This window comes from Streptomyces sp. NPDC058289, assembly GCF_042880975.1.
GTDB classification, from domain to species: domain Bacteria; phylum Actinomycetota; class Actinomycetes; order Streptomycetales; family Streptomycetaceae; genus Streptomyces; species Streptomyces stoeckheimensis.
In genome coordinates, this window is record NZ_JBHVYI010000015.1 from 21791 (window position 1) to 35382 (window position 13592).

Genomic DNA, 13592 nt, shown 5'->3' on the forward strand with positions numbered 1-13592 from the left:
CAGGAGGTGGGGCGGGCCTCAGCCCTACAACCTGAGACGGATCCCGCTTCGGCACTTGCGGCCGATCCCACGGGGCCGCGCCGCTCCTAGCGTGGAGGCATGACCACGCCTGTGTGCACGCTCGCCTCGAACCCGACGCCGTACCCGTCGTTCTCGGCGTACGTCCGGACCCGCGGCACGGTCCTGATGCGCACCGCGCGCTCGCTCACCGCCAACCCCTGCGACGCCGAGGACCTCCTCCAGACGGCGCTGGCCAAGACCTACGTCGCGTGGGACCGCATCGAGGACCACCGCGCCCTGGACGGGTACGTCCGCCGGGCCCTGGTCAACACCCGCACCAGCCAGTGGCGCAAGCGCAAGGTCGACGAGTTCGTCTGCGACGAGCTCCCCGAGGCCGACGAGCCGCCGGCCGCCGACCCCGCCGAGGCGCAGGCGCTGCGCGACGCGATGTGGCGCGCGGTGACCCGGCTGCCCGACCGGCAGCGGGCGATGGTGGTCCTGCGCTACTACGAGGACCTGAGCGAGGTCCAGACCGCCGAGCTGCTCGGCGTCTCCGTCGGCACCGTCAAGAGCGCCGTCTCCCGGGCGCTGGTCAAGCTCCGCGAGGACCCGGAACTGACGCCCGTCCGCTGAGTCGACCCGAGCCCGGCCCCGCCCGGCCGATGTTTCACGTGAAACAACGCCGCGTTTCTACTCTTGGGTAGTGACAGACCGAGCGGTACGTGCGCAGAATCGCAGCATCCGTAGCCGCCGCAGCGCCGCAGCGCTCACCGGGAGGACGCTTTGCTGAGCACCATGCAGGACGTACCACTCCTCGTCACCCGCATACTGCAGCACGGGATGACGATCCACGGGAAGTCCCAGGTCACGACCTGGACCGGGGAGGCCGAGCCGCACCGTCGCAGCTTCGCCGAGATCGGGACCCGCGCCACGCGCCTGGCCAACGCCCTGCGCGACGAGCTGGGCGTCCAGCAGGACGACCGCGTCGCGACCCTGATGTGGAACAACGCCGAGCACGTCGAGGCGTACTTCGCGATCCCCTCCATGGGCGCCGTCCTGCACACGCTGAACCTGCGGCTCCCTCCCGAGCAGCTGGTCTTCATCGTCAACCACGCGGCCGACAAGGTCGTCCTGGTCAACGGCACCCTGCTGCCGTTGCTCGTCCCGCTCCTGCCGCACCTGCCGACCATCGAGCACGTCGTGGTCGCGGGCATCGGCGACCGCTCCGCGCTGGAGGGCCTCGGCGTGCGCGTGCACGAGTACGAGGAGCTCCTGGCCGGCCGCCCGGACACCTACGACTGGCCCGAGCTGGACGAGCGCCAGGCCGCGGCCATGTGCTACACCTCCGGCACCACCGGGGACCCGAAGGGCGTCGTCTACTCCCACCGGTCGATCTATCTGCACTCGATGCAGGTGAACATGGCCGAGTCGATGGGCCTGACCGACAAGGACACCTCCCTCGTCGTCGTCCCGCAGTTCCACGTCAACGCCTGGGGCCTGCCGCACGCCACCTTCATGACCGGTATCAACATGCTGATGCCGGACCGCTTCCTGCAGCCCGCCCCGCTCGCCGACATGATCGAGCGGGAGAAGCCCACGCACGCCGCGGCCGTCCCCACCCTCTGGCAGGGACTGCTCGCCGAGGTCACCGCCAACCCGCGCGACCTGACCTCGATGAAGCAGGTCACCATCGGCGGCGCGGCCTGTCCGCCGGCTCTGATGGAGGCCTACGACAAGCTCGGCGTGCGCCTCAACCACGCCTGGGGGATGACCGAGACCTCCCCGCTGGGCACCATGGCCCACCCGCCGGCCGGTCTGACCGCCGACGAGGAGTGGCCGTACCGCATCACGCAGGGCCGCTTCCCGGCGGGCGTCGAGGCCCGCCTGGTCGGCCCCGGCGGCGACATCCTGCCCTGGGACGGTGAGTCGGCGGGCGAGCTGGAGGTCCGCGGCAGCTGGATCGCGGGCTCCTACTACGGCGGCGTGGGCGGCGAGCCGACCCGCCCCGAGGACAAGTTCAGCACGGACGGCTGGCTCAAGACCGGCGACGTCGGCGTGATCAGCACCGATGGCTTCCTCACCCTCACGGACCGGGCAAAGGACGTCATCAAGTCCGGCGGGGAGTGGATCTCCAGCGTGGACCTGGAGAACGCGTTGATGGCCCACCCCGACGTCGCCGAGGCGGCGGTCGTCGCCGTCCCGGACGACAAGTGGGACGAGCGCCCGCTGGCCACCGTCGTGCTGAAGGAAGGGGCCACCGTGGACTACGCGGGACTGCGCGCCTTCCTCGGTCAGTCGATCGCCAAGTGGCAGCTGCCGGAGCGCTGGGCGTTCGTCGAGGCGGTGCCGAAGACGAGCGTCGGCAAGTTCGACAAGAAGGTGATCCGCAAGCAGTACGCGGAAGGCACCCTCGACGTCACCAAGCTCGACTGAGCCCCACCGGGGCTACTGCCCGCGCGTGAGCCAGGGCCGCAGCAGCTTGCTGATCGCGGGCATGGCCACGTAGGTCATCAGGGTGCTGAAGACGACGGCGAACGCGGCCGTCCGCAGCACGAAGTGCAGGTTCACCAGGTACGGCCCGAGCAGCGCGTTGCCCGCGAGCGAGATCGGGAAGATGGCCAGCCCGGAGCTGATCGCCATCTTCCACCGCGGCGGCGCGGGCCGGGCCGTACCCGGCTTCGCGAACCAGGTCTCCATGCCGTGCAGTTCGCGCCGGGCTATCTCGGTGTGGTGGTGCCCTGGGCAGTTGGAGAACCAGGCGGCGCGCTCGGCGGAGTCCTGCCACCGCTGGAAGGCCGCCTGGTTGCGGAACCGGTGCACCAGGAACCAGGGCCCGCCCTCGACGGCCGGGCGGAACAGGCCGTACCCCAGGTGGTCGGGAAAGGCCGAGGCCGTCTCCAGGATCCCGTGGGCCCAGGCCTCGAAGTTCTCCTCGTGGCCCGGATCAACCTGTCGCGCGATGAGCAGGCTGACCTCCCCGTTGTCTGCGGGGACGGTCTGCTCGCTCGTGTCGATGATGGCCATGCGGCCAGAATGACTAGTTGGTGCCGATCTTGGCCAGCAGGTCCACGATGCGGCCCTGCACGTCGGCCGATGTGGACCGCTCGGCGAGGAACAGCACGCTCTCGCCCGAGGCCAGCCGCGGCAGTTCGGCCGGCTCGATCCCGGTGGCCGTGTAGACGACCAGCGGGGTGTGGTTCAACTGCCCGTTGGCGCGCAGCCAGTCCACGATCCCGGCCCGGCGGCGCCGCACCTGCATCAGGTCCATCACCACCAGGTTCGGCCGCATCCGGGTCGCCAGCTCCACGGCGTCCGTATCGGCGTCGGCCCGCGCGACCTGCATGCCGCGCCGCTCCAGGGCGGCGGTCAGCGCGGTCGCGATCTCGTCGTGTTCCTCGATCAGCAGCACCCGGGAGGGGTGCTGCTCGCTGTCGCGCGGCGCGAGCGCCTTGAGGAGCACGGCCGGATCGGCGCCGTACGCGGCTTCGCGCGTGGCGTGCCCCAGCCCGGCCGTGACCAGCACGGGCACCTCGGCGGCCACTGCGGCCTGACGCAGCGACTGCAGGGCGGTCCGGGTGATCGGCCCGGTCAGCGGGTCGACGAACAGCGCGGCGGGGAACGCGGCGATCTGCGCGTCGACCTCTTCACGGGAGTGCACGATCACCGGGCGGTAGCCGCGGTCGCTGAGTGCGGCCTGCGTCTGCGCGTCCGGAGCCGGCCACACCAGGAGCCGGCGCGGGTTGTCCAGCGGCTCGGGCGGCAGCTCGTCGTCCACGGGACGCGGCACGGTCCGGTTGACCACCTCGACGGCGCCACCGGGCCCGTCCAGCGGCTCGGGGCCCTCGGCCGAGCCCTCCTCGGGTGCTCCTATGGCGAAGGCGCGCCCCTCGGGCGCGGGCTCCGCCAGCCGGCGCCGCCGGCCGGAGCCGTTGGTGTCCGTGGACCCGCCGCCCTGGCCGAGGCTGCCCAGCGCACGGACGCTGATCGGCGCCCCGGCGGCCTCCGCGGGGGTGTCCTGCGGCTGTCGGGCTCCGGGTACGGCGATCTGCCCGCTGCCGTCCGAGTCCTCGGGGGCGGTACGGGCCGCCGGAACCGGCCAGGCCGGGGTGGCGGGCAGCGCACGCCGCCGCCCGGTGGGATGCGTCTCGGGGGCTACGGGGCCCTGAGCGCCCGGATCCGGCCGCCCGGCGGCGGCTTCGGCGCCCTCGGAGCCGGTGACGGGCGCGCCCAGCACCCGCCGCCCGCGCCGTCCGCCCGGGGCTTCGGCGTCGGCCTCGGCACCAGCGGCCGAGCCGGCCATGGCGGGGGCCTGCGGCGGCTGCGGAGCCGGGGTCGGGCCGGCGGGCAGCGCGAAGCCGCCCTCGGGGGCGATGGGCCGTACGGGAGCGGGGGAGGCCGGGGGAGCGGGCATCGGCGCGGGCGTCGGCCCGAGCCCGGTCGCCGGCACGGGGCCGCCCGGCTGCGCCGGTCCCGCCGCGCCCAGGGCACGCCGCCGCCCGGCGGGGTGCTCCGTCAGCGGCACGGGGAGCCCCGGGAACGGGGGCACGGGCACGGGAGGCACCGGCATGGGCGGGAGCGCGGGCATGGCGGTCCCCTGCGGGGGCACGGGCCGCCCGGCGCCGCCCGGACGGTCGTTGGCGGCGGAGGCGGTGTCGCCGCCGCTGCCGTCGCCGTTCTGGCCGCGGCGCCGCCCGGTGCCGCTTCCACCCAGGCCCGCCGGGTTCACGGGGGACTGGGCGAGCTCCGCGGGAGCGCCGTCGCCGGGCCGGGCTACGGCCGCGGCCTCGCCGCCCCGGCGCCGCCCGGACGGCAGCGCCAGAGCGCTCCCGCCGTCGGCGCCGTTGGGGTTCTGGCCCGCTTTCGCCACGCCGGTGCCGGGGCCGTTGTCGGCTCCCTTCCCGGTGGCCGCGTCGGTGCCCGCGTCGGCAGCGGAGTCGTCGTCGAGGAACGCGTCCACGCCGCGCCGGGCCCGCCGGCCGCCGGATACCTGCCCCGGGCCGCCCTCGGTCCCGGGCTCGGCCGGGGGAGCCTCCGTCGGCTCGGGCAGGGTGACCGTCCCGGCTCCCGCACCCAGCGGCAGCTCCAGTACGTACGCCCCGCCGGGCGCGCCCGGCACCTCCACCGTCTGCAGCACACCGCCGTGCGCCTCCACGATGCCCCGCACGATCGGCTCGTGCACCGGGTTGCCGCCCTCGTACGGGCCGCGCACCTCGATCCGTACGACCTCGCCGCGCTGCGCGGCAGCCACCACGATCGTCGAGTCCATGTACCCGCTGCCCTGGCGGGTCTTGCCGGTGGCGTCCACCCCGGCGACGTCCGCGACCAGGTGCGCGAGGGCGGTCGAGATCCGCTCCGCGTCCACCTCGGCCTCGATGGTCGGGGCGTGCACGGCGAACTGCGCCCGCCCGGGGCCGATCAGCTCGACCGCGCCGTCGACACCGGCCGCGACGACCCCGTCGATCAGCACCTTCTTCTTGTCGAGCTTCTCGCCGCCCGCGTCGAGGCGCTGGAAGGCGAGCACGTTGTCGACCAGCGTGGTCATCCGGGAGTAGCCGGCGGCCAGGTGGTGCAGCAGTTGGTTGGCCTCGGGCCACAGCTGGCCCGCGTCGTCGGCGGCCAGCGTGGCCAGCTCGCCGCGCAGTTCCTCCAGCGGTCCGCGCAGGGAGTCGCCGAGGACGGACAGCAGCTGGGCGTGGCGCGCGGCCAGCGCGTCGTAGGAGCGCCGGTCGGTGAAGGTCATGACGGCGCCGACGAGCTGCTCCCCGTCCCGTACGGGAGAGGTGGTCAGGTCCACGGCGACGGGCTGCCCGGCCTTGTTCCACAGCACCTGGCCGCGGACCCGGTGCTTGCGCCCGCTGCGCAGGGTGTCGGCGAGCGGGGACTCCTCGAAGGGGAACGGCGAGCCGTCGGCGCGCGAGTGCTGGACCAGCCCGTGCAGTTCGCGGTTGCCGAGGTCGGTGGCGCGGTAGCCGAGGATCTGGGCGGCGGCCGGATTGACCAGCACGACCCTGCCGTCGGTGTCCGTGCCGACGACGCCTTCGGCGGCGGCGCGCAGGATCATCTCGGTCTGGCGCTGGGAGCGGGCCAGCTCGGCCTCGGTGTCCACCGTCTGCGAGAGGTCCCGTACGACGAGCATCAGCAGCTCGTCGCCGGTGTACGAGGGCTGCGGCTCCCGGTAGGCGTCACGGCCGTCGAGATGGGCGGCGGTGACCTCGACGGGGAACTCGCTGCCGTCGGTGCGGCGGGCGACCATCCGCTTCGGGCGGGCGCGGCCGCCCTCGTCCTCGCCGGGCCGGCGCATGGAGCCGGGGATCAGCTTGGAGTCGAAATCGGGCAGGAGGTCGAGCACGCCCCGGCCGACGAGCCCGGTACCGGGGCTCTCCATGACCTCGAGGGCGATCGAATTCGCGTTGACGACCGTGCCGTTGGCGTTGACGAGCAACAGCGCGTCCGGAAGAGCGTCGAGTATTGCTGCGAGGCGAGCAGCGCCTCGGGATGGCCTGCTGCTCACGACGAGCTTCCTCCCTGACCACAACTACCGGCATGTCACGGGAGGAGTCTAAGGGCACGGGCTCCCGGCGAGGGGGCGGATGGCCGGTGCATACCGCCCGTCCGGCGCATCCTCCCAGGTCAGGAACGCCCACGTGGAAGCACAGGTTCCAAGTCGTTCCACCGGCGGATCTCGCATCCGTTCGTCCGGCGGAACCGGGACTCCACCCTGTGGCCGTGCCACGTTCCGGTGATCCGGGCGGTGGCGCGGCCGCCGTCCTGCATGGTGCACAGCTGATTCTTGGGCTCGGGAGCGAAGGGGTCCTTCCCCTCGCGCGCGAGGGCTTCGAGGCGGGCGCAGGCGTCCTCGGCCTGCGGGTGGTTCCCGCCGGGCGGGTCGCACTCCAGCCGGTACTCGCCGTCCGCCCGCGGGTTGCCCGTGTCGGCCACGACGATGGTGAGCCGGTCGGGGGAGGGGGAGGGAGAGGGGGCGGACAGCAGCCGACTGAGCGGCGGCAGCGGGGGCAGGGGGCCGGCCGCCCCTGCGGCCAGAGCGGAGGTGACGGCGAAAGCGGCGAGACGCAGCATGGGGAACTCCAGGTCGTCCGTACGTCGTACGACAGACCAACGACGAGGCGGCGCCGACGTTCCGCACATGGGGGTGCTTAAGGCTTTGCTCTGCGGGCCGCCCTCCTTGTACCGTGGGAGCGGATTGGTGACGGGCCCCTGGCCTGTGTCATCATCTGCACGCACCTTCGTACGCGGGGGTGTGCTGGAGGCGTCGCCTAGTCCGGTCTATGGCGCCGCACTGCTAATGCGGTTTGGGGCTTACCCCCCATCGAGGGTTCAAATCCCTCCGCCTCCGCACTTCACGAAGCCCCGGTCCTTGCGGACCGGGGCTTCGGTGCGTTCGGGGTCGGGGAGGCGGCGGGATCTGCCCGTGCGGACACCCGGCAAGGACGCCCCGGCACCCAACCGGATGATCTTCTTCCAAGCCATTTCCGCAGGTCAGATCGGGTGGGGCTAATGGATTTCGCGTCCCGGCGAGGTCCATGTATTGTTGTTCTCGCAAGGCCAACGGGGCGCAAAACCCCGGCCAGCCAAGCACTCGTAGCTTAACGGATAGAGCATCTGACTACGGATCAGAAGGTTGCAGGTTCGAATCCTGCCGAGTGCACAGCCCAAGAGGCCCCCCGGTTCACCGGGGGGCCTCTTGCGTTGTCCTTCCTCTTCTCCTCGCCTCGTCTCTCCTCCCTCTCTCCTCTTGGTCTCTTCCTCCTCCTCAGTGATGACGCCTGGCTCCGGGGGGTTAGGGGACGAGATGGCTCTGCCGGGGGACGCGGGGTGAGGAAGGGCGCGGCTACGGTTTCTTGGAGATCGACTCACTGGAGATCGGTTCACCGGGAAAGCAGGGGGAGCTCACATGGGACTGTTCGGGAACGCGCACTCCGTGGATCCGGCGTCGGCGCACCGCGAGTACGCGCGGCTGCTGGGACAGGGGGAGCAGGTGCACGCCGCGTATCTGCTGATCCGCGACACGATCCTCTTCACCGACCGGCGGCTCGTGCTCATCGACAAGCAGGGGCTCACGGGCAAGAAGGTGGAGTACCACTCGATCCCGTACCGGAGCATCACGCACTTCTCCGTGGAGACCGCCGGCCACTTCGACCTGGACGCGGAGCTGAAGATATGGCTCTCCGGGAGCTCGGAGCCGATAGCGAAGACCTTCACCAAGGGCGTCGACATCTATGAGGTCCAGGCGATCCTGACCCAGTTCGTCACCCGCTAGCCGGGCAGGACGTCGGGGGAGGCCGGGGAGGGGCCGAATGCTGTTCGGCCCCGGGGGGTGATTTCAGGATCAGGTAGCGTCTCCGCGAGGGTGTGCAGGGACGTGGGAGGAAGTTCGGTGGACGACATCGACCGGGCGCTGATCCAGCGCCTCCAGGAGGACGCGGGCCAGCCGTACGCGGCGCTGGCGGCCTCCGTCGGGCTCTCCGCGGGAGCCACCCACGAGCGCGTACGCAAACTGCGCGAGCGGGGGGTCATCCGGCGGACCACGGTCGAGGTGGATCCGGCGGCCGTGGGCAGCGGGGTGCTGGCCTACGTGATGGTCGACTCCACGGCCTGGATGGGCGACTCGCGGGCCGCCTTCGAGGGCATCGCGGAGATCCAGGAGGCGCACATCATCGCCGGCAGCGCCTCGGTCATGGTCAAGGTCCGCACGGCCACCACCGAGCAGCTGCAGGACGTCCTGCGCCGCCTCTACGCCATCGACGGTGTCAGCGGGACGCAGGCCACCGTCGTCCTGGAGACCTTCTTCGAGCGACCGCTCCCCCTGTGACCTGGCGGTGCACCGGCCTCCGGTGGAATGACGGCCGGCCCGCCATGGGCTGGTACGGGCGGGGACCGGGACGGGGAGAGCGCACCAGCCTCCTCGGGTACGGACAGCCGCTCGCCTTCGCCGCCCGGGGTGAGCGCCACTGCCTCGGCATCCGGCGGGCCGGACGGCGGACGCCGTGCCCGACGGAGCGGACCGTGCCCGGACGGACCGGGAACGCCCAGTGTCCCGAGTGCGCGGGCCTGGACCGTTCCTTCTCGGTGGCGGCCGACACCAACGCCGGTGATCCGCGTACCTACCGGGTGTACCTCGCCTGGTTCGGGGCCGGGTTGGTCAAGGTCGGGATCACCGCCGAGGAGCGCGGGTCCGTCCGGCTGCTGGAGCAAGGGGCGGTGGCCTGGGCCTGGCTGGGGCGCGGGCCGCTGATGGCCACCCGACGGACCGAGGAACTGCTGCGGGCGGCCCTCGGAGTGCCCGACCGGATCGCCTATGCCCGTAAGCGGTCCGTGCGGGGAGACGTGCCGCCGGGGCCCGAGCGGGCGGCGGAGGTGGCGGCCCTGCACGCACGGGCGGCCGCGCTGGAGGGGTGGCCGGAGTCGCTGGAGAGGCTGGAGTGCGAGGTGACCGACCACGCCGGGGCGTTCGGGCTCGACGCACTGCCCGCCCCTGCCCGGGTGATCACCGAGATGGTGCCCGGCGGGACCGTTGCCGGCCTGCTCGTCGGCGCGGCCGGGCCCGATCTGCACTTCGCCGACGGGCTGGTGGTGGACACCCGGCTGCTCGCGGGGTGGGAGCTGGTGGCGCCCGGGGAGGGCGGTGTCACCGATGTGCCCGTGGCAGGGATCCCGGCCGGCGGGCGGGACACCGGCGCCGCGCAGGACGGGCTGTTCTGACCGGGAGGGGAGCGGGGCAAGGTCAAAACTTGGATCCCTTTGGCCGTCCGGGCCGTTTTCCGGTGGACATGCCACGTACCCGCCGCAGAGGGTGGTGGGCATGACCATTCAGCCCGTACAGGCCTTTGAACCGCCCTATGTCATGAGCGTGTTCACCAGCGTCCGGACCGTTGAGGACGGCGGGTATCCCGAGACGCTCGAGCGGATGAGCGAGCTCGTCAGCGGCAATCCGGGGTTCCTCGGCTACGAGTCCGCGCGGACGCCCGGCGGGCTCGGCATCACCGTCGCCTACTTCCGCGACCACGAGTCCCTCGCCCTCTGGCGCAAGGACATGGAGCACCAGGCGGCGATGAAGCAGGGCCGCGCCGACTGGTACGAGAGCTACACGCTGCACATCGCGACGGTCGAGCGGAGCCACGGCTTTGTCCGCGAAGACGGCTGAGGCCGTCCGGGCGTTCCGGGAACGCATCGGGGTGCCCGGGCTGGTCGACGTACACACGCACTTCATGCCCGAGCGGGTCCTGGACAAGGTGTGGGACTACTTCGACGCGGTGGGCCCGCTGACCGGCGTCGAGTGGCCCATCACCTACCGGCACGAGGAAGAGCAGCGGGTCGCGCTGCTCCGGGAGTTCGGGGTCCGGGCGTTCACCGCCATGCTCTACCCGCACAAGCCGGCCATGGCCGCCTGGCTCAACTCCTGGTCCGCCGATTTCGCCGCGCGCACCCCCGACTGCCTGCACACCGCGACCTTCTTCCCGGAGGACGGGGTGCGGGAGTACGTCGGCCAGGCCGTCGCGGCGGGGGCCCGGGTCTTCAAAGCCCACCTCCAGGTGGGCGGGTACGACCCCACCGACGACCGGCTCGACCCGGTCTGGGGGCTCCTCGCCGAGGCCGGGATCCCGACGGTCGTGCACTGTGGTTCGGGGCCCGTCCCGGGGAAGCACACCGGACCCGAGCCGATCGCCCGGCTGCTGGCCCGCCACCCCCGGCTGCCGCTGATCGTCGCGCACATGGGGATGCCGGAGTACGCCGACTTCCTCGACCTCGCCGACCGGTACTCCGAGGTCCGCCTCGACACCACCATGGCCTTCACCGACTTCTCGGAGCAGTTCAGCGGCTTTCCGCCGCAGGACCGGGGCCGGCTCGCCGACCTGGGCGACAGGATCCTGCTGGGCACCGACTTCCCGAACATCCCCTACCCCTACGAGCACCAGCTCGAGGCCCTGGAGCGCCTCGGCCTCGGCGACGACTGGCTGCGCGCCGTCTGCCACGACAACGGAGCCCGGCTCTTCCACCTGGCCTGAGGGGCGGGAGGGGTTTCTCAGGGAATTCACAGCTTCAGGCAAGAGCGCTCTCACGGGCGGCGGCCAGCGTGTACGCATGACTGCGACGACCACTTCCCACGCGTCCACGTCCACCGGCAACCACACGGCCCTCGTCCGGCCCGACGGCAGCCCGTGCCGGGTCCTCGTCGTGGACGACGAGGCCGCCCTCTCCGAGCTGCTCTCCATGGCCCTGCGCTACGAGGGCTGCGAGGTCCGCAGCGCGGGCGACGGTGCGGGCGCGGTGCGCGCGGCACGGGAGTTCCGGCCCGACGTCGTCCTGCTCGACATCATGCTCCCCGACATGGACGGGCTGGCCGTCCTGGGCCGCCTGCGCAGGGAGCTCCCGCAGGTCCCGGTGCTGTTCCTGACCGCGAAGGACTCGGTCGAGGACCGCATCGCGGGTCTGACGGCCGGCGGCGACGACTACGTCACCAAGCCCTTCAGCCTGGAGGAGGTCGTCGCCCGGCTGCGCGGCCTGGTCCGGCGCTCCGGCGCGGCGCAGGCCGCGCGCGGCGGGTCGGTGCTGGAGGTCGGCGACCTGCGGCTCGACGAGGACAGCCACGAGGTGACCCGGGGCGGTCAGGACGTCCACCTGACCGCGACCGAGTTCGAGCTGCTGCGCTACCTGATGCGCAACCCGCGCCGGGTGCTGAGCAAGGCGCAGATCCTGGACCGCGTGTGGTCGTACGACTTCGGCGGGCAGGCCAACGTCGTCGAGCTGTACATCTCCTACCTGCGGCGCAAGCTGGAGGGCGGCACCGGCCTCCCGCCGATGATCCACACCCGTCGTGGCGCCGGCTACCTGATCAAGCCGGCCGACTAGTGGAGGCCGGAGAGCCCCGGCGCACCCGCCGTCCCCGCAGGCCGGGCCGCCCCGGGCGTCCCTCCGGTCCCCGCCGCCCCCGATGGAGCCGGCGGCCCTGGTCGCTGCGGACCCGGCTCGTCGTCTCGGCGGTGGCCCTCATCGCCGTCGTCGGCGCGGCCATCAGCACCGTCACCACCGTCGCGCTGCGCTCGTACCTGGTCGACAAGGTCGACGAACAGCTGCGCGTCTCCGTCGAGATGGCGAGCCGCCCCGGCGCGGGCAAGTTCCCCCGGGAGAACAACCTCGGGGTCGTCTTGGGACCCGGATCCCCGCTGGGGGCCGTCGGGGTCCGCCTCGACGCCGCGGGCAAGACCGTCGACAGCGTCCGCAGCCAGCGCAGTGCTGCCGGTGGCGGATCCGGGTCCGGGTCCGACGCTCACCCGCCCCTCACCCCGGACCAGGCCTCCGTCCTCGCCGGCGCCGCGCACAAGGCGGCCGACGCCGGTCCGGGCGACCCGGTCGAACTGCAGCTGCCCGGCCTCGGCGGCTACCGGGTGCTGGCTTCGCCCAACGGCAGCGTCGGCAGCACCGGCGGCACCGGCAGCACCGGCAGCACCGGCAGCATCGGCAGCATCGTTATCGGGTTTCCGCTCTCCGAGGCGGACTCCACCGTGCACACCCTGATCGCGGTCGAGGTCTTCGTCACCCTGGCCGGGCTGATCGCTGCCTCCCTCGCCGGACAGGTCCTGGTCGGTGTCGCCCTGCGCCCGCTGCGCCGGGTCGCCGCCACCGCCACCCGGGTCTCCGAACTGACCCTGCACAGCGGCGAGCCCGCCCTCCACGAGCGGGTTCCCGACGCCGAGGCCGACCCCCGTACCGAGGTCGGACAGGTGGGCGCCGCCCTCAACCGGCTGCTGGGCCACGTCTCCTCGGCCCTGACCGCGCGCCAGCAGAGCGAGACCCGGGTGCGACAGTTCGTCGCCGACGCCAGCCACGAACTGCGCACCCCCCTGGCCTCGATCCGCGGGTACGCCGAGCTGACCCGTCGGGGCCGCGAGGAGCCGGGCCCCGACACCCGGCACGCCCTCGGGCGGATCGAGTCCGAAGCCACCCGGATGACCGGGCTGGTGGAGGACCTGCTGCTGTTGGCCCGGCTCGACGCGGGCCGCCCGCTGTCCACGTGCGACACCGATCTGGCCCCGCTGGTCGTGGACGCCGTCAGTGATGCCCGGGCCGCCGGCCACGACCACCACTGGCGCCTGGAACTACCCGAGGATCCGGCGCCCATCCACGCCGACCCGGCGCGGATCCAGCAGGTGCTGGTGAACCTGCTGGCCAACGCCCGGACGCACACCCCGCCCGGCACCACCGTCACGGCGCATGTTTCACGTGAAACATCCGCCGTCCGCCTCCGGATCGAGGACGACGGCCCCGGCATCCCGCCCGAGCTGCTGCCCCACGTCTTCGAGCGCTTCGCCCGCGGCGACGCCTCCCGCTCCCGTTCGGCGGGCTCCACCGGCCTCGGCCTGGCCATCGTCGCCGCCGTGGTCTCGGCCCACGGCGGTCACGTCGACGTCCGCAGCGCCCCCGGCCACACCTCCTTCGAGGTCCTGCTCCCCCTGGCCGACCCGGCGACCCGCGATGCCTCCCCCGCCGTCTCCGCCGTCTCCGCCGCCGCGCAGCCGTACGCCGCGCAGCCGCACTCACAGACAGGCCACAGGGCCAGCACACAGCGGTGACAG

General features: G+C 72.8%; 12 protein-coding genes and 2 tRNA genes. 11 read left to right on the plus strand and 3 right to left on the minus strand.

Features of this window, described 5'->3' with window-relative positions:
* Positions 1-99: 99 nt before the first annotated feature.
* A complete protein-coding gene (locus tag ACFVX6_RS10225; protein ID WP_385333248.1) occupies positions 100-633 on the plus strand; it encodes a SigE family RNA polymerase sigma factor in 534 nt (177 codons plus the stop codon).
* 150 nt (positions 634-783) lie between these two features.
* Positions 784-2433 (plus strand): long-chain fatty acid--CoA ligase, encoded by a 1650-nt coding sequence (locus ACFVX6_RS10230; RefSeq protein ID WP_389689850.1) that lies wholly within the window; start codon positions 784-786, stop codon positions 2431-2433.
* A gap of 12 nt (positions 2434-2445) precedes the next feature.
* On the opposite strand, the gene ACFVX6_RS10235 is transcribed toward ACFVX6_RS10230, so the two are convergent.
* The 3 genes from ACFVX6_RS10235 to ACFVX6_RS10245 all read right to left on the minus strand — a co-directional run bounded on the left by ACFVX6_RS10235 (position 2446) and on the right by ACFVX6_RS10245 (position 7077).
* Positions 2446-3024, minus strand: coding sequence for an antibiotic biosynthesis monooxygenase (locus ACFVX6_RS10235; RefSeq protein WP_389689852.1), 579 nt, complete (start codon positions 3022-3024; stop codon positions 2446-2448).
* A gap of 13 nt (positions 3025-3037) precedes the next feature.
* Positions 3038-6511, minus strand: a complete 3474-nt coding sequence (locus ACFVX6_RS10240) for a PAS domain-containing protein (protein ID WP_389689854.1) — start codon at positions 6509-6511, stop codon at positions 3038-3040.
* A 119-nt stretch (positions 6512-6630) separates the two neighbouring features.
* Complete coding sequence (locus tag ACFVX6_RS10245; RefSeq protein WP_389689856.1) at positions 6631-7077, minus strand: SSI family serine proteinase inhibitor; 447 nt, start codon at positions 7075-7077, stop codon at positions 6631-6633.
* A gap of 186 nt (positions 7078-7263) precedes the next feature.
* Here ACFVX6_RS10245 and ACFVX6_RS10250 point away from each other — a divergent pair.
* The 9 genes from ACFVX6_RS10250 (at position 7264) to ACFVX6_RS10290 (ending at position 13589) form a co-directional block, all read left to right on the plus strand.
* Positions 7264-7354 (plus strand) — tRNA-Ser (locus tag ACFVX6_RS10250).
* Between the two features lie 239 nt (positions 7355-7593).
* Positions 7594-7666: transfer RNA gene (locus tag ACFVX6_RS10255), tRNA-Arg, on the plus strand.
* Positions 7667-7912: 246 nt separating this feature from the next.
* Positions 7913-8278, plus strand: coding sequence for a PH domain-containing protein (locus ACFVX6_RS10260; protein WP_389689858.1), 366 nt, complete (start codon positions 7913-7915; stop codon positions 8276-8278).
* 117 nt (positions 8279-8395) lie between these two features.
* A complete protein-coding gene (locus ACFVX6_RS10265; protein ID WP_250738535.1) occupies positions 8396-8830 on the plus strand; it encodes an Lrp/AsnC family transcriptional regulator in 435 nt (144 codons plus the stop codon).
* 44 nt (positions 8831-8874) lie between these two features.
* The gene (locus tag ACFVX6_RS10270) at positions 8875-9720 is read left to right on the plus strand and encodes a DUF2797 domain-containing protein (protein ID WP_389689860.1); all 846 of its coding nucleotides are present in this window, start codon (positions 8875-8877) and stop codon (positions 9718-9720) included.
* 100 nt (positions 9721-9820) lie between these two features.
* On the plus strand, positions 9821-10162 hold the full coding sequence (locus ACFVX6_RS10275) for an antibiotic biosynthesis monooxygenase family protein (RefSeq protein ID WP_389689862.1): 342 nt from the start codon (positions 9821-9823) through the stop codon (positions 10160-10162).
* Positions 10143-11024, plus strand: a complete 882-nt coding sequence (locus ACFVX6_RS10280; RefSeq protein WP_389689864.1) for an amidohydrolase family protein — start codon at positions 10143-10145, stop codon at positions 11022-11024. Before ACFVX6_RS10275 ends, ACFVX6_RS10280 begins: the two co-directional genes overlap by 20 nt.
* Before the next feature lie 76 nt (positions 11025-11100).
* A complete protein-coding gene (locus ACFVX6_RS10285; RefSeq protein ID WP_389689866.1) occupies positions 11101-11868 on the plus strand; it encodes a response regulator transcription factor in 768 nt (255 codons plus the stop codon).
* A 140-nt stretch (positions 11869-12008) separates the two neighbouring features.
* Entirely contained in the window at positions 12009-13589 is a 1581-nt protein-coding gene (locus tag ACFVX6_RS10290; protein WP_389689980.1) for a sensor histidine kinase, read from the plus strand.
* The last annotated feature ends 3 nt before the right edge of the window (positions 13590-13592 follow it).

Coding starts and splice junctions, on each gene's coding strand:
- ACFVX6_RS10270 (WP_389689860.1), top strand. CDS start 8,875: ATGGGCTGGTACGGGCGGGGACCGGGACGGGGAGAGCGCACCAGCCTC.
- ACFVX6_RS10225 (WP_385333248.1), top strand. CDS start 100: ATGACCACGCCTGTGTGCACGCTCGCCTCGAACCCGACGCCGTACCCG.
- ACFVX6_RS10285 (WP_389689866.1), top strand. CDS start 11,101: ATGACTGCGACGACCACTTCCCACGCGTCCACGTCCACCGGCAACCAC.
- ACFVX6_RS10245 (WP_389689856.1), bottom strand. CDS start 7,077: ATGCTGCGTCTCGCCGCTTTCGCCGTCACCTCCGCTCTGGCCGCAGGG.
- ACFVX6_RS10235 (WP_389689852.1), bottom strand. CDS start 3,024: ATGGCCATCATCGACACGAGCGAGCAGACCGTCCCCGCAGACAACGGG.
- ACFVX6_RS10260 (WP_389689858.1), top strand. CDS start 7,913: ATGGGACTGTTCGGGAACGCGCACTCCGTGGATCCGGCGTCGGCGCAC.
- ACFVX6_RS10275 (WP_389689862.1), top strand. CDS start 9,821: ATGACCATTCAGCCCGTACAGGCCTTTGAACCGCCCTATGTCATGAGC.